This is a genomic window from Lactobacillus sp. ESL0230, assembly GCF_003692805.1.
Taxonomy (GTDB): domain Bacteria; phylum Bacillota; class Bacilli; order Lactobacillales; family Lactobacillaceae; genus Lactobacillus; species Lactobacillus bombicola.
This window is the reverse complement of sequence record NZ_REHI01000006.1, coordinates 28,372-53,826: the sequence shown is the minus strand read 5'-3', so window position 1 is coordinate 53,826 and position 25,455 is coordinate 28,372. Positions and strand designations below refer to the sequence as shown.

Sequence of the window (25,455 nt, the reverse complement as noted above, 5' to 3'; positions counted from 1 at the left end):
ACCTCACTTAAAAAATTTTTTAAATAACATAATTAAATCTTGATTAAAGTCAAGCCGTAAAAGAAACATCAGGGCAATGTATAAGATAAACATAATAATCGATTTCATTGCCATGTTGAAGAAAGCTGATGAAACTAGCTGTGGTAGTAGCATACCTACTACTAAGACAATCCCGGCAATTAAGAAATATTTTGGAACTTCTTGAAATGAATATTTAAAGTCGTAGCCATCACGCACAATTAGCAAGCGTAAGATTAAAACGATTAATTCGGTTGTTAAAATTGCAAGCATTGCGCCAGTTGCCCCGTATAATTGATCCAAAAAATAACTTAAAACCACTTCTAAAATGGCTCCTACAATCACTGGAATAGCATAATCTCGATCGCGATGATTGGCTAAGGCAAACTGATTGGCAAACACGCCGCCCATCGGAATCATGATAATTGTCAGGGCAAAGAAAAACATTAACGGGGTCATTGGGATAAACTTGGCGCCAAAAAAGAACGGAACAAATTCCTTAGTATTGGCCATAATGATCACCGCAAACATTGTTCCTAGCATCACTGTTGCATCCAATGACTTTTTTAAAATTATTCGCTGCTGCTTTTGCCCTTCACCAGCCATTTTAGGCATAATTACCAAGGAAATACTGGTAACAATTCCTAAAACCATATTAGAAATGCGCTGCGAATTATCATAAAAAGCAACTTGCGTAGAATTTTGAAAAAGACCTAAAATCGGCTTATCCAGTGAAGTATAAATTTGGGTGGCAATTTGGGGAATTAATAACGTAATGATAGCTTTAATAGTTGTGTCAAATTGATAAAAATGTTTAACTGGACCACCGATATAGTGATGAATATCAAACCAAAAAACAAGTGATCCCAATAAAGTCGAAACCGACATAATTAACATGTATTTCCACAAATCGCTTGGTTCTTTAACCCAGACTAAAATTAAAATAACTGAAACTAACTTGACAGCCGTGTTTTTCAAAACAACACGCCCAAATTCAGCTAGTCCTTGAAAAAACCACGAAATATCAACTTGGGCAGAAATCAAATATGGTATCATCAGTAATAAATAATTTCCATATTTAATTCGATAATAGCCAACTACAACCAATAAAATTATAATTGTAGCTGCCCCAGCAATTGCTTGAAAATACCACAAGCCCCAAAAAACTTTAGTCAGTTCTTGCTGGTTACCATGGGAACGAGTTTGGGAAATTGTTCGCATTCCAATATAAGAGACTGACAGGGTACAAAATATCATTAAAAATTGCACTATATTATTTACATTACTGTAAATTCCATAAGTATGGGGGCCTAATATCCGTGAAAGATACGGCACGGTTATCAATGGCACTAAAACTAAAAAAATTTGATAAACAGCATTATATAAAATATTTAAAAAAGTTCTTTTCACAATTTCCCCTTTAATAGTTTGTTGACATTAAAGTAAAAATATCATCACAACATGAATGACCTTGAACTTGATTAGTCAAATCTAGCCAATACTGTCGCTTTGACTGATATTCATCCGAATTGGTTAAAGCAACAAGTAGTTCCTGTTGGTTTTTTACACAAATTCCAGGCACAACTTGTTCATATGGACTCAGCAGCAAACCGCGTGTATTTTCATATTTAGTCAAATAATTAGTGAGAAAAATAATTGGCTGATCCAAATTTAGATAATCAAAATAAATTGATGAAAAATCAGTAATTAGGAAATTAGTAGCACCTAATAATTCATATAAATCATAATCATGTTCAAACAAATAATCATTATTTAGAAAAGCAATATTAGAAAACTGACTAGTCAAGTGTTCAAAAAAACTCATTTCATAGGGATGCAATTTAACCACTAAATACTGATGTTGTTTTTTCAAAGCACAATTAAGCTGTTCTACATCAAAATCTGGTAAGGTCAAAAAGTTGCCAGCCTTAATTTGGGCTAAGACTTGGCTATCTTCCATTTCATAGCGAAAAGTTGGCAGATAAATCCCAATTTGAGCTTGATCATCAACAATTTTAAATAAGTCATGTAACAATTGGGATTGAGAAATTGTCGGGGACTTTAAAGCGTCAAGGCGGGGAAAACCAACTTTCTGATACTTGTCATTTTCAATTGCACAGCACGCACTCATCAGGCTTTCATAAAGATCAGAGCTAGAAGTAACAATATCGGCATTTTTTTGCCATAAATATTGGTTACGCAAGTCCGTTTTTCGATTAGTATTATTGGCCATAATTCCCATTCGCTTGAGGGGAATTCCGTGCCAAAATTGAATATTAATTTGTTTCTTATGAATTTTAAACGGCTGGTGCGTTGTTACTACATACTTAGCTGCACCAATTTCGCGCCAAATTGCAAAAGATAAGTGTGAAGAAGGCCATGGTTCGACCAAAGTTACTTTATATTCTGAATGTGCTTCTTTCATATATTTACCAAACAAATAACCATTCGAACCTGAACGGCCAGCACCATTTAGAATTACAATTTTATTATCTTGTATCTTAGTAAACCGAGCGCCAAATTTCATTAGGCTCAAATATAAACGAAACAGAAAATTCTTCATTAGCCAATCTTTCTATTTTCCAAGCGTACCCAAAAGATAGCAAATCTTTCAAGTTTTTTTACTTACATTGCAAACTTTTTAGTAAATTAATATTGCGCTAACAAACTCTATTAGTAATAGTATAGATTAAATAAAGTACTGCTACACTATTTTAAAATTATTCTTAAATCTTTTAAATTTTTGATTTCTATTCAAAGTTTAAGTAACAAAATCTCCTTAAAAGTCTACCTTTTTAAAGCACAAATTGCTTAAGTTTTAGTACTTCTTTAATTAATATTAATTGGATAATTGGGACACCTTTATTTTCAGTAGCTGTCCTTAAACTATACCTAAATTTTAAAAATTTCACTAATGTCCAATCTTTTTTACCACTTAACTTGATAAACTCGACTCCGTGTTGTCACCCCAGCACCATTATGATAAGAAATCGTTAAATATAGATTATTTTCTGAAATCACTTGAATATTCTCCAACTCCGTTGCATAGCCTAAAATATCAATATTAGCTTGATCAAAGTCAAGAATTTGCCATCCTTGATCATTAGATGAGCCCCATGTGCCCCATGGCATTTTAATAATCCGCCGTGGTTTTTGGCTTAAATTACCTTGGCTAGGCGCGAATTCGCTAGAAATATACACATTTCTTTTTTCATCAAGAGCAAATCCTTGTAAAGAACCAATTTTATCAACAGCTGTAATATGGTTAATATAAAATTCGCTCAAATATGGTAATTCGCCAAGATTAACATAGCCAGTACCCACTTTATCAAGAGCTGCATTAATTACAGCTAAATCATATAGAATAAAATAACCGTTATTTCCCTTTGACAGAGTAGCAGTTTGCTGATCAACAGTAACTAACATTAACAATTTACCTGCCGGCGAAATAGCCGCATCAAATCTAAGTAAATCATTTCCCCGAAAAGGTAAATAAGTATCCACCCCCTGATGCTCTACAACCCGCAATCCACGTCCAGCTCGGCTAAGATAAGCCAAACGAGAAAATTCGGTATTGCTTGTATGGGCACTTCTAGATGGAATTGTGACGCGAGCTAATTGCGTTGACCAATTAAAGTGATTTTTTTTCGTACCAATAAACCACATATTTGGCTGATTAGCCAAATCAAGTGTCTGCGTATGACCACCCGCCATTTGAGAAGCATTAAAAACTTGCTTAAAAAGAGGATAGCGTCTTTTTCTAGCCCGATAAACATAATTATGAGGATCTTGTTGGTTATTGTATTGCAAAGCATACAAATTCTCGCCAACAATGCTTACTTTTTGAATGACATTATTATGTAACCCTTGTAATTTATTAAAAATTTCACTAACAATAGTTAAAGCAAAGTCTGATTGCTTCAGTATCATAAGGACCTCTTTTTTTAAAATGTCAAAACCGCTGACAAAATGCCAGCGGTTTGAATAACTTTTTATTTCAATGAGCGTTTAAACTTACGGGGATTCTTTAGGGCCTATTCATAATAACTAGCAGTGCTAGATCTAGTAAGTGACTCTAGTTATTACCAACCCACGGATAGATTTAATTCATCATTCGTAAATATAACAAACAAGGGCCTTACTTCCTGCTGAAAGTGTTATCAGCTTCTTCTTTAGCAGCTTGATTAGTCTTAGCCATGTAAGTATATCTTTTGCCACTCCCACAGGTGAATCAAGACACCCCCTAAGGTGCTTTTTTAAGCTTGCATTCATCGAAATTAAAACTAATAGTTGGTCGTCTAAATTCTGACTAGCTGTCATTAATTCAGTTTTATTAGTTGGACGCATTTCAAAATACTCCCATTGACTTACTAAAAATCAGTTTCATTAAGATAAATGCCGCCCAATCGCATTTCCAATTACTGACAGGGTAAAACAAACAATAAAATATAAAACTGCTAAAGCAGCAAACATTGGCAAGATATAGTTAGCATTTTGGCCATAAATAACTTGCGCATGCTGCATCATTTCTGGTACAACAATAATTGTTGCTAATGAGGTATCCTTAATTAGTGAAACAAATTGACTGATGATTGTTGGAATCATATTCTTATAAGCCTGAGGCAGAACCACATGCCACAAAGCTTGAATAAAGCTCATTCCCGTTGACCTAGCCCCTTCCATTTGTCCCTCAGAAACCGATTGAATACCTGAACGAACAATTTCAGCAATCATACTTGACTCAAATACTGTCATTGCAATAATTGCAGCTGGAATTGTTTCTGGCCGCAAGCCAAAATTTGGCAATCCAAAATAAGTAAAGAAGATAATCAAAAGTAATGGTACATTACGAATAATATCGATAATGAAACCGACAATTTTTGAAATCCATTTAATTTTAGAGTACCTAATAATACCCAAAATGGAACCAATAATAAAACTTAAGATAACGGAGATTACCGAAATATAAATAGTTACCCAAAGGCCCATTAATAAAAAACGTAAATTAAGCCATGAAAGGGCATTAATCCAATTTTGCATTTCAATGTACCTCCCTTAAGCCAATTTCTTTTCTAAGTGTTGCATATAATAGCTAAGTGGTAGAGTTATGATTAAATACAAGATTCCTACCACTAAATAGCTATTAATAGTATCAAATGTAGTCGAAGCAATTGTATTAGCCTGATACATTAAGTCAAATCCCGCCACAAAAGCAAGGACTGATGAATTTTTAACTAGGTTAACAAATTGATTACCTAATGGTGGAATAACAATCTTAAAAGCTTGTGGCAAAATAATATAGCGCATTGCTTGCCAATATGTCATTCCCGTTGAACGCGCCCCTTCCATTTGACCTCCAGAAACGGATTGGATACCAGAACGGATTGTTTCAGCAATGAAGGCCGAGGTATAGAGGGTTAATCCAATTGTACCAGCAGTAAATCCACTAATCTTTACTACATAGTTGGGAATTACTAAATAAAAAAACATTGTGATTACTAATAATGGAATGTTACGCATAATTTCAACATAAGCTCGACCAATTGTACGCATTACCTTACTTGGTAAAACTTCCATAATAGCAAAAATTGTTCCAATAATTAGACTAAAAAACAGTGCAATTATACTAGAAAAAACTGTCCAGCCCAGTCCAATTAATAATTGGCTACTAAATTTGGTAAAAATATTAATCATTGGCGATACAGCTCCTTATACTTAAAACCTGGAACATCGCCAAACCACTTTTTAATCAAACGATTATATTCACCATTATGCTGCATCTCAAGTACTGCCTTGTCAACAGCCTCGGCAAATGCGGTTTGTCCTTTATCAACTGCAACACCATATGGTTCAACAGTAAATGTTCCGCCACGAACTTCATAGCCTGGGTTTTGAACAGCAAGACCAAACAAAATACCATTATCGGTAGTCAACGCATCTCCTTGCTTAGATTTTAAAGCATTCATTGCCTGAGCATAATCCTGAAGTTCAATTATTTTTGCCTTAGGTGCAACTTTTTTTATGTTTTGCACCGAATTCGCACCAACAACTCCAATGACGGTTTTACCACTAAGATCTTTGGTACTTTTGATTTTTGAATTTTTGGGAACCAAAAGCGATTGACCAGCATCAAAATACGATTTAGAAAAAGAAATTACTTTTTTTCGTTCCGGGGTTATCGTCATTGTTGCAATTACCGCATCCACATTTCGGTTTTTAAGTAGCGGTATTCTCGACTGCGAAGTGGTTGTAACAAATTCAGCACGCCCTTTAGGTCCTAAAATATGCTTAGTAATATGCTTAGCCATATCGACGTCAAAGCCTTTTTGTTGACCATCATGTACATCAATTAAACCAAATAATTTGACATCACCTTTAACGCCCCAAGTGATTGTATTCGCCTGTTGAACATCTTTTAAAACAGACTGGTTATTTGTACTTTTACCGCATCCACTCACCAGAAAAATGCTAGCTATAAGAGAAATTAGCCAAAATTTCTTTTTCATACATAACCTCCTTAGTGAGAGATAATTTTACTCAAAAATTGTTGGGCACGTACTGTTTTTGGTTGTTTGAAAAAGCTTTGACAATCATCATCTTCGACAATTATACCCTTATCCATGAAAATTACTCGATTAGCTACTTCTTTAGCAAAGCCCATTTCATGAGTTACGATTAAAGAGGTCATTCCGCTATCATTAGCAACTTTCTTTATAACTTGCAAAACATCATCAATCATTTCCGGATCAAGTGCTGATGTTGGCTCATCATATAAAATTAGCTTTGGACGCATTGCTAATGTTCTAGCAATAGCCACACGCTGCTTTTGTCCACCAGAAATTTGTGAAGGCATGTTATGTGCCCATTTTTCTAAGCCAACCATTTCTAGTAAGTCCATTGCCCGCTTCTTATTCTCTGCTTCAGGAATGTGACTAACAATTCTAGGGGCTAACATAATATTTTCGAGTACATCTTTATTTTTATATAAATTAAAATGTTGAAATACCATTCCAACGTCACTACGTAAAATATTTAAATTAGTCTTAGGATCTGACAGGTCGTGCCCGTTAACAATCAATTGACCCTTTTGAATTGACTCCAGACCATTTACAGTACGCACTAAGGTGCTTTTCCCTGAGCCTGAAGGTCCAATCAAAACTACGGTTTCGCCTTGATCAATTTCTAAATTAATGTCGTGCAATGCATGAAAATGACCGTAATATTTTTGCACGTCATGGAACTCTATCATCGACACTGTTATCGCCTCTTTCGTATTTAATTGCAACAAAAATTTTATTGCAAAGTAAAATATATGTTTTCTAGTATACTATAAATGGTTAATTTTTTTAGAAAATATGCATAAATTTAATAAAAAATTATACTTAGCAACTCTAAAAAAGTGTTGAATAACAAACAAAAAGCTCTTATTGTAACAATTTAGACCATTTACTAATTGTTAACTTTATCAAAGAGCTTTTTTATTATTTAATTTATTTTTTACCTAATATACGTTGCAAAAACTTAACTACTTCAACAATAACAATCATACCCAAACCAGCTACTAAAACTATTAGCCATTGTATAATATTTAACTCGGTTACGTCAAAGAACTGATTCATAAACGGCAATTCAACTGCAGACATGACAACTGCAGAAATTAAAATTGCCAGATTAAACCACTTATTCGCAAACGTTCTTTTTGAAAAAATCGATTGGTGAATATATTTAGAATTAACCGCATGGAAAAGTTGAATCAATCCCAGCGTTAAGAAAGCCATTGTCAAAGCATCCTGATGCTGTAAGCTGGTATTACCGACATGTGGGCCAAAATTCAATCCCAATTGGTAGGTAGTTAAAACTAGTATTCCTTCTAGTATTCCCTGATAAACAATTGAACTGGCTACTCCCCCACTGAAAAAGTTTGATTCCTTTCCACGCGGCATTCTTTTCATTATCCCCTTTTCAACGGGTTCAAGTCCCAAAGCAATTGCCGGCAGTGTGTCTGTTACCAAGTTTATCCATAATAATTGAACCGGTGCTAGAATATCCCAGCCTAGCATTGTCATCATAAATACGGTTAATACTTCACCAACATTGCAACTCATTAAATAAAGAATTGCCTTTTGAATATTACTAAATACTTTTCTTCCTTGCTTGACTGCTTCAACAATTGTTGCAAAATTATCATCTGCTAAAATCATATCACTGGCGCCTTTAGAAACTTCAGTACCTGTGATCCCCATCCCAATACCAATATCTGCCTGTTTCAAACTTGGCGCATCATTAACGCCATCTCCAGTCATCGCAACAATCTTACCACGTGACTGCCAAGCTTTAACGATACGTACCTTATGTTCTGGTGAAACTCTAGCATACACACTAAAATCAGGCACATGTTCTGCCAAATAATTATCACTAAAATTATCTAACTGGCTACCTGTAACTACTCGCTCATCTTGATTAGGAGCTAAAATCCCTAACCTTTCAGCAATAGCTTGCGCAGTTACTTGATAGTCGCCAGTAATCATAACTGTTTTAATACCAGCACTATGTGCCTCAGCAATTGCTGCTTTAGCTTCAGGACGTTCCGGATCAATCATTCCAACTAATCCTGCAAAAATCAAGTTTTGCTCAACATTATCGGTAGTTGGTTCATCATATAACTGATCAACAGTTTTATATGCTAACCCCAATACTCGCAAAGCTTTTTGCGCCATTTCCTGGTTGGCAGCCGCAATTGCTGCCCTCTGTTCTTCAGTAATAGGCTCAATTTTACCATTTTGTTCAATTTTGGTTACACGCTTAAGCAATTGATCGGGAGCACCTTTGACTGCTACAAAATACTGCTGCTGGTCCAAATTAATGGTACTCATTAATTTCCGACTAGAATCAAATGGTACCTCTTGCAGCCGTTTATGTACTTGCAGAAGTTGCTGAACAGCAATTTTTTGATTAAGGGCAAATTGAATTAGAGCAGTTTCTGTCGGATCACCTAATAGTTTATTATTATTATCTAATTTAGAATCATTTGCTAGAACCATGGTCATTAAAGCATGATTATCGGCTGCAAGTGCTTGTGTAGCTGGATGCTGTTGATTATTGTAAAAAACTTGCTCAACAGTCATTTTATTTTGTGTTAAAGTTCCAGTCTTGTCAGAACAAATAATGTCTGTAGCTCCCAGTGTTTCGACCGCCGGAAGCTTGCGTACTATTGATTTGTGCTTAGCCATTACCTGGGTACCCAGTGCTAGAATAATTGTTACAATTGCTGGCAAGCCTTCAGGTATCGCAGCCACAGCTAAAGAAACGGCTACTAAAAACATGTCAATTGCCAATTTATCCGTTGGCTCGGTTCCTCTTTTCGTAAAAAAGCCAACCACAAACACGATTGCACAAATCAGCAAAATCATGATCGTTAGAGTTTTGCCTAATTGATTAAGATTACGTTTCAAAGGGGTATCTGTTTCATCAGTATTATTAAGCATTGTAGCTATTTTACCAACTTCAGTATTCATCCCTGTTTCTGTTACAATACCTTCTCCACGCCCATAAGTCACATTAGTGTTAGCAAAAGCCATATTTTTCTGGTCTGCTAAAGCAACTTTTACGTCATTAATAATTGTTGCCTCTTTGTCAACTGATACAGATTCACCGGTTAAAGCTGATTCCTCAACTTTTAAACTTTTAGCTACTGTTAAACGTAGATCAGCCGGTACAACATCCCCAGCTTCAAGTAAAACTATATCACCGGGGACTAATTGCGGACTCGGAATTTCTACAATCTGCCCTCCACGTCGCACATGCGCATTCGGTGTAGCCATTTTCTTTAAGGCATTAATTGCTTCTTCTGAACGCGCTTCTTGAAATACACCAAGAATAGCATTTAACATAACCACGACCATAATAATCGCTGCATCAGTCCATTCTTGAGCCACAAAGCCCGATAAAACAGCTGCAATAATTAAAACGATAATCATAAAGTCCTTAAATTGCGCTAAAAACCTTTGCCAGATACTAATTTTTTTCTTGCCTGCCAAACTATTAGAACCATATTTTTCTCGTGCTTCAAGCACTTGACTGTCTGTTAATCCCTTAGCACACGAAGTAGAAAATTCCTGTTCAATTGTTGCGACAGTTTGATGATAAAAATCTTGCAATATTTTAACCCCCTAATTACTAAAAAAGAGACTCATGCGCTTAGCACACAAGTCTCACTAATTAAGATAAGTCCAGAAGTATTTCTTCGATTGTTGGACTTACCGCAAATAATTGCTGTTACTCCCTTATGATTATTTAATTATAAATAATTTTGGCATTTTTAACAAGAATAAATAATTAAAATGAATAAAATAATCCAGCGAGTGCACCGTTAATAATACTTACTGCAGTTGCCGCCATAAATAAACGCAAGGCGTGTCTGGCAATTGCTTCACCATGTTCTTCATCGACCATAGTATGCATAATACCTAATGTGGTTCCTAAATTAGGTAAGTTAGCAAATGAAATCAAAAATACGCTAACGATTGCTTGGGTTTTAACTGGCACGGCATTCATATTAATTTGATTAATTGCTACAAAAATATTTGTAAAAGCTTTCGTTGCTAAAACTGTCCCGGCACTAACAATTGAATGTGGATCAATTCCCATTAAAAATGCAACTGGAGCACAAACATAGCCAATTAAAGCAGTTAAAGTCTTGCCGCAGGCCGATTTGAAAATAATGTTAACAAATGTAATTAAAGAAACAAACCCAATGATTGAAATTGAAATATTAATCGCTAATTTAAAACCCAAACCCATACTGTCAATCAAACGTGTAATAAGTGATTTCTGGTTTGTACTTTTAGTTGAAATTTCATAATTAACTTGCGTAATATCATATGGCGCAACAATTTTTGCGACAATAATTGATGTAAATAAATTAAGTACCAGCGCTACAAGAATAAATTCTGACTTAATAATGTGCATGTATGAAGCAAGCATTGTCAAAGTAGTATTTGATAAAGTGTATATAGACAAGGTAAACAACTGGTTAGGGGCCATTTCCTTCATCTGGTCTTTAAAGGGAACAAATACACCGTTACTTACAATTGGATAACTTAAAATTGCAAAAGCATTAATTTCATCAATGTGAAACAACTTTTTAAGTACTTTACCAACATATTTTATAATAAATGGTAAGATGCGTAAGTACTGTAATAATTCAATTAAGGCACAAATGAAAATTAATGGTAGTAGCACATCTAAGAAAAATTGCGAAACTACACCAGGATTTTTTAAATTACCGAAAACAAAATTGACGCCCTTACTACTAGAAGCACTAATAATGTTTAAACTACTAGAAAGCCCATTAATAATCCAGTTACCGATTGAAGTTTTCAGTATTAAAAACAGCAAAATTATTTCTGTAATAAACAGGTATAAAATTGATTTATAATCAATATTTTCCCGATCAAAACTAACCCAATACAGTAAGCCCAAAACTAAAATTATTCCAATTAATCCCATTCTCTTCTCCTTATCCGCGTTGTTTTAAGTAGTATGAATATTCATCAAAAATATTATCAACAAATTGTTCAGTCAAACGATACTCTGGTACATCATATGAATTTGTTAAAACAACAAAATCTTGAGCATCATTAGGGGAATGCTCCTCTTTTAAGGTCCAAGGCTGTTGGCTAAAAGTTGTGTATTCAGACTTAGTCAAATGATAAATTCTAACACCATAAGGAATAGTAAAGGAAGCAATTACCTGTTTTCTAGTTTTACCTTGTAAATTGATAAAAATTCCTAAATTTGTGCGCGCAAATTTCTCTTGCAAAAAACTAACCAACTGACTAAGATCAAGTTCTTCACTTAGCCATTCTTGATATTCTTGCTCATCATAAAAGCTCTCAGCTTTTGCTAGTAGAGTTTCACTGGCAACCACTTCTTCTTTTCGCTGAGTGATTTTATTATACTCATCGAATTCAAACGTTAAATGACCATAATAATTGCCACGATAACCACATTGAACAATTAAAGTTTGTCCAATTTGTCCATGATTAACCCGATGTTGATGACCACAACTAAATCCATCAATCCCTGGAGTTTGTGAAACCAATTTAAAAGTTTCGTCTTCTCCCGTTGCATAATTGATTTCATTATGTGTTGCTAAGTCACGTTCAATTCCACCATGATACCCTACTAAAATCAGATCTACTTGATCTCTTAAAACGGCAACTTGCTTTTGCAACTCTGGTAAAGCTGTTTTAACAATCACACCCCTGGTAACTGGAAAATCACTAATCATTGACATTCGACTAGTTACTAAGCCAATAACCCCTACTTTAATACCATTAATTTCTTTAATAGCAAATGGTGGGAAAAGTAACTCATCTTCTTCAGAAAAAGCATTACAACATACATAGTCAGCATTTAAATGCTTAACCTGCTCTTTCAAATAGTTAATTCCGTGATCAAAGTCATGGTTACCAGGTACCATAACATCAAAACCAATTGCATTAGCATAATCGACTAATGGTGAAACCGTCATTTGATCACAGAAAAAGGTAGTTAAAGGATTGCCCACAAAAAAGTCTCCACTATCCATTAATAATGAATGAGGGTACTTTTCTTTTAATCCCTCAAAAGCCAATGCTGGCTGTTCTCCCGTATTAGCAATGAAGCCGTGAATATCCGTTGTGGTTAACACATTTATTTGCTTAGTCATTGTTTTTTCCTTTGCATTAATATTAATATTGTTAACAATACAATTAATTTTATAATAAATAGTTCGTAAATATCAATATATTTTTTGAACCAATTAATTATATATTGACATTATAATCTGATTAAATTATTATATTATTAATTTTTTAAAAAATATAAAATAAAAAATTAATAATATTAAAATATAGTTTAACCGGGAGAATATATGGATAAAATAAATAAAGATGCAGCAGCTATTTTAAAATATGTTGGTGGCTCTCAAAACGTAAATAGTCTTGTCCATTGTGTGACTAGACTAAGATTTGAACTTAAAGATAGTCATAAAATTGATGAAAAAAAATTAAATGATTTATCCTGTGTTTTAAGTATCGTACACACTGGCGGGCAAGATCAAATTGTAATTGGTCCCAACGTAGCTGAATATTATGACATTATTCAACAAAAATTAGCCACTAATAAACAGACTGATTTAAATAAATCACCTGAAGCTAATTCAAGTAATAAAGTAAAATTTTCATTGACAAAAATTATTTCAGGCGCTTTTATGCCTTTACTTTCAATTATGTCTGGCGCAGGCATGGTTAAGGCTATCCTGACTGTATTGACTAGTCTGCATTGGTTATCAGCCACTAGTACGCCATATTTGGTATTAGCTGCGGCAGGCAATTCCGTTTTCTATTTTTTACCTATTTTTGTTGGTATTACTTTAGCCAAAGAATTTAAGGCTGATCCTTTTGTTGGCGGAGCATTAGGAGCTGCATTATTAGAACCCAGTTTTACCCATTTAATTGGCAAACATGGTTTAAACTTTTTAGGAATGCCATTAGACCCGATTGATTATTCAACTACTGTTTTTCCTATATTTGTCATTATTGGGGCATACGTTATTTTAGAACGTTTCTTAAAACGAATTATTCCGCAACAACTACAAATTTTTTTAAACTCAACAATTTGTTTGATTATTTTAGTACCAGCAACCGTTTTAATTTTTGGGCCATTTGGTAATACAGTGGGTAATTGGATTTCCACAATTATTATGTGGCTATTTGGCAAAAGTAGATTAGTAGCAGGTTTAGTACTGGGAGCATCCTACTCATTTTTGACTGTCTTAGGATTACATTGGGGACTCGTCCCGATTACGTTACAAAATTTAAAAGTCTATGGTGGTGATGTCATTGGTGGCGTCGGCGTATGCGCATTTTGGGCTCAAATTGGTGTTGCTTTAGGTGCATTTTTATATAGTTTAATTAAAAGTAAAAATGCTAAACTAGAAAGTTTAGCAGGTTCAGTAACAGTTACTGGAATTTTTGCAGGCGTAACCGAACCAATTTTATATGGTTTAATTATGCCTTCCAAGCGTTTAATTATTATTACGGCAATTGCTGGCGGGCTAGGTGGTGCAGTTAGTGCCTCTTTACACGTTGTGGTTAAATCATTTTTAATTGATAATATTTTTTCAATCTTAATGATGATGTATGAGCCAATTGGATTCATGATTCTAGGTTCGGGAACCGCACTTTTAACAGGGGCTCTGCTCACTTACTTTTGGGGCTTTGAAAAGAGTACAAAGAAATAATTCTATCTCTAGCAAAAAAGTTGTTAAGTCTATACTTTTCAGTAAGACTTAACAACTTTTTCATTTTATAAAAATAGCTAACTAATTGCTACTTCAAGCCAGACCACTGCCATTCCGTAACTTCAGGGATATCCTTACCATTATCTCTAATGTATTGGTAATGCTTCGCCAGCAATTGATCCATTTTAGCAACAAAACCAGCACTTTGCTCTGCATATTGCGGTACACTCAAAATTGCATCCTTTGCTAAATGGAAACGATCAAGTTGGTTGACTACTCGCATATCAAATGGGGTAGTAATATCACCTTCTTCTTCATAGCAATGAATATGAACATTGCTACGCCCGCGACCAAACCAAATCGATTCCATCATCGCCTTGTATCCATGCCAAGCAAAGATAACAGGTACATCACTTGGGAATAGTTGCTCAAATTCTGCATCAGAAATTGCTGCTGGATTATCCTCAGTATTAATCAACTTCATTACATCAATAATGTTAATGTACCGAATTTTTAAAGCTGGGAAGTTCTTATGCAAAAGGTCGATTGCTGCAAGCGATTCCATTGTTGGCTCAGTCTCAGTTGAAGCAAAAACTACATCTGGTTTAGCATTTTGATCAGTAGACGCCCAGTCAATATATGATAAACCATGCTCAGCAATTCTCGTTGCTTCATCAATAGAGAACCACTGCGGACGCTCTTGCTTAGAAGTAACCAGAATATTAATACATTCACGATCAGTAAAAGCTTTTTGTGAAATTGCTAAGAGTGAGTTGGTATCAGCTGGTAAATATTCATGAACAAGGTCTGGACGATTCTTTTCATACATATGAGTAAGAATACCTGGATCTTGGTGGGTATAGCCGTTATGATCTTGTTGAAAAACAGTTGAAGTAGCTACAAAGTTAAGTGAAGGATAATCCTTGCGCCAGTATTGTTCCTTAGCCTTTCTTAACCACTTCATATGTTGAGTCAACATTGAATCAACTACGCGGCCAAATGATTCATAAGTAGCAAAAAAGCCATGTCGTCCAGAAAGAACATATCCTTCAAGCCACCCTTCATCTTGGTGCTCCGACAATTGTGAATCAATTAAGCGACCACTTGGTGCCAAATTTTCATCATTAGGGGTATGAACTGACCCTTCCCATTGCCGTTTTTGATCATCAATAAATTTAAATAATCGATTTGATTTAGTTTCATCAGGACCAAAGCCCCTAAAATCATTAGGGTTAAGATTGGCAATTTCATTTAGATATTTTGCCCATTCCGTCATATCTTCTGCTTCAATTGAACCAGGTTGGTCAAATTTTAAAGCATACTTACGATAATCAGGTAAATTCAAACGTTTGGCATTTTTTCCACCGTTAGTAATCGGGTTCATAGCCATGCGTCTGTCACCTTGAACATTATCAGCAGTTACGATAGCAGTAGGAGCACCATTTTCATCAAATAATTCTGCTGGATTATAACTCTGCAACCAATCTAGTAACATTTCTTGATGTTCCATATCATCCTGAGCAACTGGAATTGGAATTTGGTGAGCTCTAAATGAATTTTCAATGGGATTGCCGTCAAGATCGGTTTTCGGACCCGTCCAACCCTTTGGTACGCGGAAAATAATCATTGGCCAATGAGCAACAGATTCATCATTATTATCACGTGCATTCTTTTGGATAGCTTTAATTTCTTCAATTACAGTGTCCATAAGTTTAGCCATTTCTTGGTGCACTTGCATATGGTCCTTATAACCAGCAAATTCTCCACCTTGATAAGCTGAAATAATATACGGATGCCAACCCATTCCTTCAAAATACTTAGTTAATTCTTCATCGGACATTCTGGAAACAATCGTTGGATTAGAAATTTTAAAGCCATTAATTTGCAAAATTGGTAAAACTGCACCATCTTTAATCGGGTTAATAAATTTATCACTGAACCAGCTTGCTGCCAAAGGACCCGTTTCAGCTTCACCATCACCAACTTCAACGGCCGCAATTACATCTGGATTATCCAAAATAGCACCAGTACCGTGAGAAATCGAATAACCTAACTCACCACCTTCATGCATTGAACCTGGAGTTTCTGGGGCAGCATGTGAAGCTGAGCCACCTGGAAAACTAAAACGCTTGAATAGTTTGGCCATCCCCTTTTCATCCTGTTGAATATCTGGATAAAGCTCACTATAAGAACCATCAAGGTAGGCATTAGAAACCATTACCTGACCACCATGACCGGATCCTTCAATGTAAAACATGTCAAGATCATATTTTTTGATTACCCGATTTAAATGGGCATAAATAAAGTTCTGTGGTGAAATGGTGCCCCAATGGCCAATCGGCTTAGGCTTAACATCACTTGCCTTAAGTTCTTCCTTCAATAATGGATTGCTCATTAAGAAAAGCTGACCAACCGATAAGTAGTTAGCGGCACGCCAATGGGCATCAACGCTTTTAAGAAATTCATTTGAGTCATAATCAACTGCCATTTTAATTCTCCCTTTTTTAAAGTTTTTAGTTTCACTTGATACACATATTATAACAAGTTTCCATTTAAGTTCAACCATTTTTATAATTGGTTCGTTCCAATTTTGAAGGCTACTAAATATGGTATTCAAAAAAACAGGCTAAAAGCCTGTTTTTTTATTGATTTAAATTAACAAAAGTATTAAATCTCATGTACTGATAATGTATCCGCATGGTTGATACTTCAAAAGGAGTACCATCATCTAAGAAAAAAATTCCTTCTATTACGCCTACTGGCTCTGTTTTTTTAAGTTGCAAACATTTTTGATCATTCTCGTTAGATGGAGCCACCGTAATATTTAAAAATGCCTTAGTAACAACTTTATTCTGCTTATCTTCTAAATAATTAAATAAGGACTTTTTTAAGTGTTCGGGTTTCAGTTCCGGTACAATTTTGATAGGTAAATAGCCCGTTTCCAGCAAAAAAGGTTGCTCATTTAATAAACGCAAGCGATGAAATTCATATACAAAATCATTAGGTTCCAAAAATAGGTCTTGTGCAATTGCCTTTGGCGCTGGAATAACATTAAAATCAATTAACTTAATACCTTGAGTTTTACCTGGTACTTTAAGACTATCGGTTAAACCCAGATTGGAACCATCATAACGAAACAGAGACTGATTTTTTAGATATAGCGGGTTAATAAAAGTGCCACTGCCACGTTTTTTAAACACAATTCCCTGCTGTGAAAGAAGCTCCATTGCTCTTTTCATTGATGAACGACTTACCTGATAATGATCTGCCAAACTTCGTTCATCTGGAAGACGCATCCCATCGTACTTATTTTCTAAAATATTCTGTTTTATATCACGCATTACCGTGCGATACACAAAATCTGTCATTAATTACCTCAATTGTTCTGCTTTAGTAATTTCATTTACAAGCCAGCTTGCAAAAACAGTTTGGTTAATTTCTACTCCTACTTGTACATTTGGCTGCTGACCAAAGAAATTATCAAAATCAATCATCGATGCCCCATAAGCATTACTACTTTTTGTATCAATAACTACATAGGCTGGCTTAAAAGTATACATATCTGGTTCAATTAACATTCCAGCTGCTAAGGCATCATATATTTCGCGACCATCTGTTTCTGTTTCATCATGTAAATTCGTCATAATGTTATACAGCATATCACCAACATCACCAATCTGCTTAATTTCTTGTAACGTTTCCTGGGTAATATAAGCTTGATGACCTAATTCTAGTGGTGCCAACAGTATTTTTACACCACTAGAAAAAACAATTTGCGCAGCTTCGGGATCCCCAGCAACATTATACTCACTATATGGCCCCCAGTTTCCACGTCCGATTGCTCCACCCATAATTACTAACTGCTCAATTTTAGCTAGATCCTCTGGAAATTGCCGAAAGTAAAGAGCGAAATCAGTTGCTGGTCCAATCTGCATTAAAGTTACTTTTTCTGAACTTTGCTCTACAACTTGGTGAATTGCACTTGCCGCTAATCCTGGCTGTAGTAAACTTTGATCAGCTGCAGGAAATTCATAACCAGCAAGACCATTTTTACCATGAACATCAGAAGCATCAATAGCTTGACGTAATAAAGGACACGTTGCGCCGGAGACAACTGGTACCTTCGTTTTTAAAAATGTTTCTAATTTTAATGTATTAACCAAAGTGTTAGCTAATGGTACATTACCCCAAGTTGCTGCAATTAATTTCACATCAAGCTTAGCAGAAAAAAGGGCAATTGTTAGTGCCACTACATCATCTATTCCTGGATCAGTACTAATAATTAATGGTTTTTTTGTCATATATTTTCCCTCTTTGCAAAAATTATTTTTTACGTTGCTCTATTTTACCGTTAGTGTGAGCAATAATCACTTCATCACACATATTTATAAAAAGGCCATGTTCAACTACTCCTACCATATGGTCAAGATAAGCTGCTAATCCTTGTGGCACTAAGATTCGCTCAATATTTAAATCAATTATATAATTGCCATAGTGAGTAATAAATCGCTTTTCATCAGCCATGCGCCATGTAGGCTTGAGCCCTTCCGCTTGAAACCGGCGAAAATTTTGCTCGCAGGAAATGGGTAATACTTCAACTGGTAAAGGAAAACCACTCAAATAATCAACTACTTTAGATTCATCAACAATCCAGATTATTTTTTTAGAATTAACTGCTACATTTTTCTCCATAGTCAAGGCACCGCCACCACCTTTAATACCGGAAAAGTCAGTAGCAAAACGATCAGCACCATCAATCGTTAAATCAAGTTGATCAACTTCAGCTAATTCATCAACTTGAAAGCCCCACCGCTCCATTTGTCTCTTACTTCTACTGGAAGTCGTAACAATTGCCGCTAATTCTAAATGTTCTTCTTTTTTACGACGACCTAGTTCATCGATTAAATAAGCGACCGTTGAGCCCGTGCCTATCCCTAATTTCATTCCTGAGCGCACCAAACTCGCAGCCTTGATTGCTGCTCTTTTTTTTAATTCAGCTTGATTCTGTTCGTCCATTACCTACACCTTTCTCATAATTATTTTTAATAACCAGCAAATTAACTTTATTATAGCAAATAAATTTAATAATCATGGCACTAAAAAAGACAGCCCGAAAGACTGTCTTTTTATTTGCTAGTTTCATTATTCTGGATCAATAGTAGGAGCTTGATTAATCTCACTAGCCATCATCCAAATCCGTTTCTCTATATCAGTATGGAAACCCGTTAGCATATCATTAGTTGAATAGTCGCCTTCTTCATCACTAACTCTGATTCCCTCTTCATAAAGCCCTTCTAAGTATTTATAACCAGCAATTATTTTGGCATAACGTTCATCAATTGTTTCAGTCCAATTGCCCTTTTCATCCGCAATCTTTGTTTTCTCAGCAATTTCACTTAAAGTTGAGACGGGAGAGCCATCAAGCGTAATTAAGCGCTCTGAAACTTGATCAAGCTGATCAGCTAATTCGTCCATTACCTTGTCTAAGTATGGATGTAGTTTTAAAAAGCGATTTCCTCTCATATACCAGTGATGTTGGTGAACGACCATATGCATTTGCGTTAAATCCGCTACTAATTGATTTAATACTTCTTTAGTCTTTGGATATTTCATTTAGAATTCCTCCATTTCAGATACCTTGCTTACTTCTTTATCATAACAAGAAAGCGGTCGCAATACCAAAATTTAGTTTATAAAATTTAACTTACTACTTCTTAATCATATTGATAGCTGTATTAGCTTGATTATAAGTTTTTTCAGGATCATAGATATGATCACGAGCAAGTGACAAGTATATTTTTTGCCCATTATTTAATACAAGTTCAAGCCCAAACGGATTCATCAGCATAGAAATAATGCCTGAAAAATAAACTTGCAGCATATCAAAAGGCACTGTAAAAGCCATTTTTTTGATTTCATTTTTACCAACTAAGTGAGCTGATTTAATGTCAGTCAATTTAATTGTCTTTACAGGAGCATTTTTACCCAACAACAATAATTTAAATTTGTTGAAACGATTACCATAATTGTAATATGTTATTTCTTGCTTAGAAATAGTAAAATAATTAAATTCATCCTGCAAAACTGTAGGGTAATAAACTAGAGTAATCAACAAAAAAATTATTATCCCCGCTAAAATAGCCCAAATAATTGTGTGAATATTCATTAGTTGTAGCATTATTGCCGCTAAGCTTCCTATCCCTAAACAAAATAACAATCCAATTAATAATGGCCGAAAATTTAATTTTTTACCAAAAATCAGCATCAGTCATACCTCTTTTCATTATTTCTATTTTCTATTATAGCACCTTTTTGGTAACGCTTTCTTTAATAATATAAAAAAGCTGGCTCCAAATGCAGCCAGTTTTTTATATTATTAATTATTGTTAGTCAGTAGCAGTTTGCTCTTTCTTCAATAAGACATTGTCATAATGCTTGATAAATGGATACCAAATAAGAAAAGCTACAATTGCGCAAACAATTGAGAGTACTCCACCTTGCCAGCTAGCAGTGGCAATAAAACCACCTAAGCCAACTGGTGTCGGCCATGGCTGTTGCACAATAATTTTAGGCACCAAATGTGAACTTATTCCTAAGTAAGCAATAATTCCTGACGCAAGTGGTGCACAAATAAACGGAATCATTAAGTTAATATTATAGACAATCGGTAAGCCAAAAAGTAAAGGTTCATTAATATTAAAGATTGCGGGCACAATTTCAACCTTTCCCAATTCCTTTAATTGAGCTGAACGTGCTCCTATTACTAACCAAATAGCAACACCTAACATCGCACCTGAGCCACCAATAGATATAAAGGCGTTAGTCGGGTCACCAGCAAAGAAGTGATGCGCTCCTTTAACATTAGCAGATATGTTGGCTAAAACAATTGGGGTATAAAATGAACTAATAATGGTTGCCCCATGGATACCAAACCACCATAAGAAATGAATTAAAAATACAATAATTAAAAAGCCCCACCAAGTATCAGCAATATCGCTAATAAAGGAAAACGGAATAAATAAAATCTTAAATAAATCTGTTCCAGCTAAAACAAATCCAGCATTAATTGCAGCAATAATAATTGCGACACAAAAAGCAGGAATTAAAGCACTAAAGGAATTTGAAACGCCAGATGGAACTGAAGCAGGCATCTTAATTTGCCAGTTATGCTTGATGGTATAACGATAAATTTGAACAGTTAACCAGGCAACGACTAACCCAATAAAGATACCAACTGCACCAATCCGATAAATTCCTGAATTATTGGCCTCATAACCCCCAGCAACCATTTGGGTTTTATTGAAAACTTGCACGAATTCCATTCGGCCATTTTTCCAGACCAACTCAGCTACCGTGATAAAGAAGCCCATTAAAAACATCATTAACCCATTCATCGGGACTAAGTTAATTTTTTCCTCATCATGATAAATTTTAGTATACGAATAAGCAAAGGTGCCTGAGAAGACCAAGGCAATAATCCCCATGGTTGCATTATAGACTGATTGGTATAAATTAGAAAATCGGCCAATCGTATTCGCATAAAAGCTTATAAATCCCGGTGTATTAATAATCTGTGGCAACACCGTTAAAATTAAGAAAAACGCTCCAACAATTGAAAACGAGATCACACTGTAACCCGCATCCATAATTGCCCGCACAAATCTTGTTGCCGCAAATTTACCCGCGGCGGCGGCAATTCGCTCCTTAAACGGCTTTTTGGCTTCAACCATAATCAAAACTCCCTTCAAAATAGTAATTTTTAAAAACTACTTAATTAATATTGTAACCGTTTTCATAACTAATGCAAGAATTTTTTAATTATTTTTGAAAGTTTCAATAACCTTAACATACCTATCACGATTATTAATAATCTGGTGAATCCGCTTAATTGACCAATACGCTAAAATAACACCAATAAAAAGGATAGCTAATATTAAATAACAAACATTATTAGTATTTATAAAAGGGAATAAGTCTACTCTAATAGGTAAAAAAAGACTCCCCGCCAATAACAGGTTGACCGCCAATTGTAGCCACAAAAAGGCTTGCGTTACTGGTACAGCTGATTTTCGATTATGCAATTTAGCTAATTGTTCAATCGCTGCAGCAGTAGCAATTAAAGTCATAATTCCTGCTATAACAACTCCAAGCCACGTTTGATATTGAATTAGAATTAATAACCAAAAAAGATTAGTAAACAAAAAAATGACCACTATATAACGCAACATTAGATAACGACTAAAGTATAAATACTTGATGCTGTCTTCATGGTTTTTACGTTGGTAGTCTGCTTGATTTTCTTTCTTATTGATCATAAAAAATCTCCCATCTTATAAATTTATTATAGTCTTTATATACTAATAAAAGTCAATTATTATTTAACTTGATAAAACACTTCAATTTATTATAAAATAAATCTGTTAGCGCTATCAGTATAAATGACAAAAGGAGAAAAATATGTATTCAGCAAAAATGCCAGATGGTTTTTTATGGGGTGGTGCCGTTGCTGCGCACCAATTAGAAGGTGCTTGGAACGTTGATGGTAAAGGAATATCTGTTGCCGATGTAATGACCGTTGGTTCGGCAACTAAACCTCGTGAAATAACAGACGGAATTGTTCCAGGAAAAAACTATCCAAATCATAGTGCTATTGATTTTTATCATCATTACAAAGAAGATATCAAATTAATGGCCGAAATGGGATTTAAAGCATTTCGAACTTCAATTGCGTGGACAAGAATTTTTCCTAATGGCGATGACAAAGAGCCTAACGAAGCAGGTTTAAAATTTTACGATAACTTATTTGCTACTTGTCATCAATACGGTATCGAACCGGTAGTTACTATATCTCATTTTGAAATTCCGTTTAATTTAGTCAAAAAATATAATGGTTTCACCAACCGGAAATTAATTGACTTTTTTGTTCGGTTTGCTACGGTCTGCTTTAAGCGCTATAAAGATAGTGTTAAGTACTGGATGACTTTTAACGAAATTGATAATCAAGCAGCCTATAATGATGATTTTCTAATGGTTACTAACTCTGGAATTATGCTTGACAACTTAAGTGAAAAAGAAAAAGAAGCTGCCATGTACCAAGCAGCTCATTATGAATTAGTTGCATCAGCTTTGGCGGTTAAAGTTGGGCACAAAATTAATCCTGACTTTGAAATTGGTTGTATGATTAATTATTCACCCGTTCGGCCTCTTACTTCATCTTCAGCAGATGTACTATTGGCTGACAAATTTGAACAACGCCGCTCTTGGTTCTCTGATGTCCATGTTTTTGGTGTATATCCCAACGAAGTTGAGGCATATATTACTCGTAACGGCTATCGCCCAGATATTACCGATGAAGATCGGATTGTCTTAAAAGAAGGTACTGTTGATTATGTTGGCTTTAGTTATTATCAAACAACTACCGTTTCAGCGGAAAAAGTTAAGCCAGATGAACTAAATGATTTAGCTAAAGCCGTGGCCAAAAATCCAACTTTAGAACGTAGCGATTGGGGCTGGGAAATTGATCCTGAAGGTCTGCGCATTGCTTTAAACCATTTAACAGATCGCTATCACAAACCTTTATTTATTGTTGAAAATGGTCTTGGGGCATACGATAAAGTTGAAGCCGATGGCTCAATTCATGATGACTATCGCGTTGATTACTTAAGAAAACATATTTCAGAAATGGAAAAAGCCGTGGAAATTGATGGCGTTAATTTAATGGGATATTTACCTTGGGGACCAATTGATTTAGTTTCAGCTGGAACAGGACAAATGGATAAGCGTTATGGCTTTATCTACGTTGACAAAAACGACGCTGGCGAAGGTACTCTAAAGCGTTCACGGAAAGATTCGTTTGACTGGTATAAAAAAGTAATTAAGACTAACGGTTTAGATTTGAATTAAAATAGATGAATAACAAAAAAACGAAGTTAAACTGAACTTCGTTTTTTATTTACTATTATTTATTTTGCCAAGGAATTAGCTTCATATAATTTCTCATACAAATCAACCATTTCACCTGCTAAATCTCTAAAAGTAATCGCATTCATCAAATGATCTTGTGAATGAACCACAAGTAGAGTTACATTAGTGTGCCCTCCTTGAGCTTCTTGGGTTAACATTGCAGTTTGCGAATTATGGGCTTCATTTAAAGAAGCATCAGCTTCTTTTAACTTAGCCCGCGCTCCTGTAATATCACCTTTTTTAGCTTGACGAATCGCCTCAAAAGCCAAACTCTTTGCATTACCACCATTGGCAATTAGACCCATCGCAGCCTGTAAAGTTTGCTCTTCTGTTTGATTTTCTGCCATCTTAATCTCCCGTTTTAACCGTTAATTAAATCTTCTGCTTGTTGTAATACTTTTTTACCATCCATCATGCCATATGCTTGCATATTAATTACATCAAGTGGGATATCTTGACCATCTTTTCCTTTGCCTTTTACTTTATTGACAAAATCATCTTTCATATAACTAACTTGTGGTCCAAGTAAGACACAATCAATTTCTTCTTGCCCAATGTGTTGTGAGGCTTCTGAAGCAGGACAAGCAAAAATTTTTGCATCGATTCCTTGCTCTTGAGCTGCCTGTTGCATTTTTGTTACTAGTAATGATGTGCTCATACCTGCACTACAATTTAGCATAATTGTTTGTTCTGCCATAATAAAATTTTCCTCCTAGAATGTATCCATAAAATTTATTTTATTATACCACTTTTTAGGTAGCGCTTACTATTATGACCTATAAAATGTTTAAATTAATTTTTAATTATCATTAAAAATTTCAAATACATCCATAACTATCGTCTTTAAAATTTTTGCATAATCGCTAAAATACCAATTACAAATAATATTATACTAAAGAAAAATGAAAACGCGATTGCCCCTAAAGAAAAGCCATTATTAGTTCCTTTATGTAGTGTCCCCTTAGTATATTTCACACTATTAAATAGTTGATACACTGCTAAACATATTAATATTACACCAAAAAAGCTTTCAAATTTTGAACCATTAATATAATTAAAACTTCTAGACATATGATTACTCCTTTTAATTATCCTTAATAACTATCTACTTTAGAGATAATACATTATAGCATCTACAGTTACTAGTAATATATAAAAATATAGTATTCGTAAATAAATATTTCACA

At 34.8% G+C, this 25,455-nt stretch carries 24 protein-coding genes; 2 read left to right on the top strand and 22 right to left on the bottom strand.

Translation table 11 applies throughout. The annotated features are described in order from the left end of the window. Positions 1-3: 3 nt before the first annotated feature. The 11 genes from F5ESL0230_RS02040 to F5ESL0230_RS01990 form a co-directional block, all read right to left on the bottom strand. A complete protein-coding gene (locus F5ESL0230_RS02040; protein ID WP_122021376.1) occupies positions 4-1,428 on the bottom strand; it encodes an oligosaccharide flippase family protein in 1,425 nt (474 codons plus the stop codon). Between the two features lie 10 nt (positions 1,429-1,438). Beyond that, entirely contained in the window at positions 1,439-2,581 is a 1,143-nt protein-coding gene (locus F5ESL0230_RS02035) for a CDP-glycerol glycerophosphotransferase family protein (protein WP_122021375.1), read from the bottom strand. Between the two features lie 365 nt (positions 2,582-2,946). Next, positions 2,947-3,948 carry a helveticin J family class III bacteriocin gene (locus F5ESL0230_RS02030; RefSeq protein WP_122021374.1) on the bottom strand — a complete coding sequence of 334 codons (1,002 nt, stop codon included), beginning with the start codon at positions 3,946-3,948 and terminating at the stop codon, positions 2,947-2,949. A 180-nt stretch (positions 3,949-4,128) separates the two neighbouring features. Continuing rightward, complete coding sequence (locus F5ESL0230_RS02025; protein ID WP_122021373.1) at positions 4,129-4,365, bottom strand: hypothetical protein; 237 nt, start codon at positions 4,363-4,365, stop codon at positions 4,129-4,131. 39 nt (positions 4,366-4,404) lie between these two features. Further along, on the bottom strand, positions 4,405-5,058 hold the full coding sequence (locus tag F5ESL0230_RS02020) for an amino acid ABC transporter permease (RefSeq protein ID WP_118896904.1): 654 nt from the start codon (positions 5,056-5,058) through the stop codon (positions 4,405-4,407). A 15-nt stretch (positions 5,059-5,073) separates the two neighbouring features. Further along, positions 5,074-5,712: an amino acid ABC transporter permease gene (locus F5ESL0230_RS02015; protein WP_090093447.1), complete on the bottom strand. Its 639-nt coding sequence runs from the start codon at positions 5,710-5,712 to the stop codon at positions 5,074-5,076. Beyond that, positions 5,709-6,524, bottom strand: coding sequence for a glutamate ABC transporter substrate-binding protein (locus F5ESL0230_RS02010; protein ID WP_122021372.1), 816 nt, complete (start codon positions 6,522-6,524; stop codon positions 5,709-5,711). Before F5ESL0230_RS02010 ends, F5ESL0230_RS02015 begins: the two co-directional genes overlap by 4 nt. Positions 6,525-6,535: 11 nt before the next feature. Beyond that, on the bottom strand, positions 6,536-7,273 hold the full coding sequence (locus F5ESL0230_RS02005; RefSeq protein WP_305020016.1) for an amino acid ABC transporter ATP-binding protein: 738 nt from the start codon (positions 7,271-7,273) through the stop codon (positions 6,536-6,538). A 235-nt stretch (positions 7,274-7,508) separates the two neighbouring features. Continuing rightward, on the bottom strand, positions 7,509-10,178 hold the full coding sequence (locus F5ESL0230_RS02000; protein WP_122021370.1) for a calcium-translocating P-type ATPase, PMCA-type: 2,670 nt from the start codon (positions 10,176-10,178) through the stop codon (positions 7,509-7,511). Positions 10,179-10,353: 175 nt separating this feature from the next. Next, positions 10,354-11,526 carry a nucleoside transporter C-terminal domain-containing protein gene (locus tag F5ESL0230_RS01995; protein WP_122021369.1) on the bottom strand — a complete coding sequence of 391 codons (1,173 nt, stop codon included), beginning with the start codon at positions 11,524-11,526 and terminating at the stop codon, positions 10,354-10,356. Positions 11,527-11,536: 10 nt separating this feature from the next. Next, positions 11,537-12,730, bottom strand: a complete 1,194-nt coding sequence (locus tag F5ESL0230_RS01990) for a bifunctional UDP-sugar hydrolase/5'-nucleotidase (protein WP_122021368.1) — start codon at positions 12,728-12,730, stop codon at positions 11,537-11,539. Positions 12,731-12,934: 204 nt separating this feature from the next. Between F5ESL0230_RS01990 and F5ESL0230_RS01985 the strand changes: the two genes are divergently transcribed. Continuing rightward, entirely contained in the window at positions 12,935-14,305 is a 1,371-nt protein-coding gene (locus F5ESL0230_RS01985) for a PTS transporter subunit EIIC (RefSeq protein ID WP_122021367.1), read from the top strand. 88 nt (positions 14,306-14,393) lie between these two features. Here F5ESL0230_RS01985 and F5ESL0230_RS01980 read toward each other — a convergent pair whose 3' ends face one another. The 8 genes from F5ESL0230_RS01980 to F5ESL0230_RS01945 all read right to left on the bottom strand — a co-directional run bounded on the left by F5ESL0230_RS01980 (position 14,394) and on the right by F5ESL0230_RS01945 (position 22,620). Continuing rightward, a complete protein-coding gene (locus F5ESL0230_RS01980; RefSeq protein WP_122021366.1) occupies positions 14,394-16,793 on the bottom strand; it encodes a phosphoketolase family protein in 2,400 nt (799 codons plus the stop codon). A 154-nt stretch (positions 16,794-16,947) separates the two neighbouring features. Further along, positions 16,948-17,673 (bottom strand): GntR family transcriptional regulator, encoded by a 726-nt coding sequence (locus F5ESL0230_RS01975; RefSeq protein ID WP_118897905.1) that lies wholly within the window; start codon positions 17,671-17,673, stop codon positions 16,948-16,950. Between the two features lie 3 nt (positions 17,674-17,676). Next, positions 17,677-18,606: a nucleoside hydrolase gene (locus F5ESL0230_RS01970; RefSeq protein WP_122021365.1), complete on the bottom strand. Its 930-nt coding sequence runs from the start codon at positions 18,604-18,606 to the stop codon at positions 17,677-17,679. Positions 18,607-18,628: 22 nt separating this feature from the next. Beyond that, positions 18,629-19,321 (bottom strand): ribose-5-phosphate isomerase RpiA, encoded by a 693-nt coding sequence (rpiA, locus tag F5ESL0230_RS01965; RefSeq protein ID WP_122021364.1) that lies wholly within the window; start codon positions 19,319-19,321, stop codon positions 18,629-18,631. A 126-nt stretch (positions 19,322-19,447) separates the two neighbouring features. After that, positions 19,448-19,918, bottom strand: coding sequence for a DNA starvation/stationary phase protection protein (locus F5ESL0230_RS01960; RefSeq protein WP_090093433.1), 471 nt, complete (start codon positions 19,916-19,918; stop codon positions 19,448-19,450). 94 nt (positions 19,919-20,012) lie between these two features. Continuing rightward, on the bottom strand, positions 20,013-20,570 hold the full coding sequence (locus F5ESL0230_RS01955; protein WP_122021363.1) for a hypothetical protein: 558 nt from the start codon (positions 20,568-20,570) through the stop codon (positions 20,013-20,015). Between the two features lie 121 nt (positions 20,571-20,691). Then, positions 20,692-22,035 carry a PTS cellobiose transporter subunit IIC gene (gene celB / locus F5ESL0230_RS01950; RefSeq protein WP_122021362.1) on the bottom strand — a complete coding sequence of 448 codons (1,344 nt, stop codon included), beginning with the start codon at positions 22,033-22,035 and terminating at the stop codon, positions 20,692-20,694. 84 nt (positions 22,036-22,119) lie between these two features. Next, complete coding sequence (locus tag F5ESL0230_RS01945) at positions 22,120-22,620, bottom strand: PTS cellobiose transporter subunit IIA (protein ID WP_122021361.1); 501 nt, start codon at positions 22,618-22,620, stop codon at positions 22,120-22,122. 142 nt (positions 22,621-22,762) lie between these two features. On the opposite strand from F5ESL0230_RS01945, the gene F5ESL0230_RS01940 reads away from it, so the two are divergent. Next, entirely contained in the window at positions 22,763-24,208 is a 1,446-nt protein-coding gene (locus F5ESL0230_RS01940; RefSeq protein WP_122021360.1) for a 6-phospho-beta-glucosidase, read from the top strand. 59 nt (positions 24,209-24,267) lie between these two features. Here F5ESL0230_RS01940 and F5ESL0230_RS01935 read toward each other — a convergent pair whose 3' ends face one another. The 3 genes from F5ESL0230_RS01935 to F5ESL0230_RS01925 form a co-directional block, all read right to left on the bottom strand. After that, positions 24,268-24,615 carry a PTS lactose/cellobiose transporter subunit IIA gene (locus F5ESL0230_RS01935; protein WP_122021359.1) on the bottom strand — a complete coding sequence of 116 codons (348 nt, stop codon included), beginning with the start codon at positions 24,613-24,615 and terminating at the stop codon, positions 24,268-24,270. Positions 24,616-24,629: 14 nt separating this feature from the next. Then, a complete protein-coding gene (locus F5ESL0230_RS01930; protein WP_090093423.1) occupies positions 24,630-24,965 on the bottom strand; it encodes a PTS sugar transporter subunit IIB in 336 nt (111 codons plus the stop codon). 146 nt (positions 24,966-25,111) lie between these two features. After that, positions 25,112-25,339 (bottom strand): hypothetical protein, encoded by a 228-nt coding sequence (locus F5ESL0230_RS01925; protein WP_122021358.1) that lies wholly within the window; start codon positions 25,337-25,339, stop codon positions 25,112-25,114. Positions 25,340-25,455: the final 116 nt, after the last annotated feature.

Bases quoted from the DNA above. Each gene is read 5' to 3' on its own strand.
- F5ESL0230_RS02020 (WP_118896904.1), bottom strand. From the start codon at position 5,058: ATGCAAAATTGGATTAATGCCCTTTCATGGCTTAATTTACGTTTTTTA.
- F5ESL0230_RS01975 (WP_118897905.1), bottom strand. From the start codon at position 17,673: ATGACAGATTTTGTGTATCGCACGGTAATGCGTGATATAAAACAGAAT.
- F5ESL0230_RS01930 (WP_090093423.1), bottom strand. From the start codon at position 24,965: ATGGCAGAACAAACAATTATGCTAAATTGTAGTGCAGGTATGAGCACA.
- F5ESL0230_RS01985 (WP_122021367.1), top strand. From the start codon at position 12,935: ATGGATAAAATAAATAAAGATGCAGCAGCTATTTTAAAATATGTTGGT.
- F5ESL0230_RS01925 (WP_122021358.1), bottom strand. From the start codon at position 25,339: ATGTCTAGAAGTTTTAATTATATTAATGGTTCAAAATTTGAAAGCTTT.
- F5ESL0230_RS01940 (WP_122021360.1), top strand. From the start codon at position 22,763: ATGTATTCAGCAAAAATGCCAGATGGTTTTTTATGGGGTGGTGCCGTT.
- F5ESL0230_RS02030 (WP_122021374.1), bottom strand. From the start codon at position 3,948: ATGATACTGAAGCAATCAGACTTTGCTTTAACTATTGTTAGTGAAATT.
- F5ESL0230_RS02035 (WP_122021375.1), bottom strand. From the start codon at position 2,581: ATGAAGAATTTTCTGTTTCGTTTATATTTGAGCCTAATGAAATTTGGC.
- F5ESL0230_RS01955 (WP_122021363.1), bottom strand. From the start codon at position 20,570: ATGCTGATTTTTGGTAAAAAATTAAATTTTCGGCCATTATTAATTGGA.
- F5ESL0230_RS01970 (WP_122021365.1), bottom strand. From the start codon at position 18,606: ATGACAAAAAAACCATTAATTATTAGTACTGATCCAGGAATAGATGAT.
- F5ESL0230_RS01945 (WP_122021361.1), bottom strand. From the start codon at position 22,620: ATGATCAATAAGAAAGAAAATCAAGCAGACTACCAACGTAAAAACCAT.
- F5ESL0230_RS01990 (WP_122021368.1), bottom strand. From the start codon at position 12,730: ATGACTAAGCAAATAAATGTGTTAACCACAACGGATATTCACGGCTTC.
- F5ESL0230_RS01960 (WP_090093433.1), bottom strand. From the start codon at position 19,918: ATGAAATATCCAAAGACTAAAGAAGTATTAAATCAATTAGTAGCGGAT.
- F5ESL0230_RS02025 (WP_122021373.1), bottom strand. From the start codon at position 4,365: ATGCGTCCAACTAATAAAACTGAATTAATGACAGCTAGTCAGAATTTA.
- F5ESL0230_RS02015 (WP_090093447.1), bottom strand. From the start codon at position 5,712: ATGATTAATATTTTTACCAAATTTAGTAGCCAATTATTAATTGGACTG.
- celB (WP_122021362.1), bottom strand. From the start codon at position 22,035: ATGGTTGAAGCCAAAAAGCCGTTTAAGGAGCGAATTGCCGCCGCCGCG.
- F5ESL0230_RS01995 (WP_122021369.1), bottom strand. From the start codon at position 11,526: ATGGGATTAATTGGAATAATTTTAGTTTTGGGCTTACTGTATTGGGTT.
- F5ESL0230_RS01935 (WP_122021359.1), bottom strand. From the start codon at position 24,615: ATGGCAGAAAATCAAACAGAAGAGCAAACTTTACAGGCTGCGATGGGT.
- F5ESL0230_RS02010 (WP_122021372.1), bottom strand. From the start codon at position 6,524: ATGAAAAAGAAATTTTGGCTAATTTCTCTTATAGCTAGCATTTTTCTG.
- rpiA (WP_122021364.1), bottom strand. From the start codon at position 19,321: ATGGACGAACAGAATCAAGCTGAATTAAAAAAAAGAGCAGCAATCAAG.
- F5ESL0230_RS01980 (WP_122021366.1), bottom strand. From the start codon at position 16,793: ATGGCAGTTGATTATGACTCAAATGAATTTCTTAAAAGCGTTGATGCC.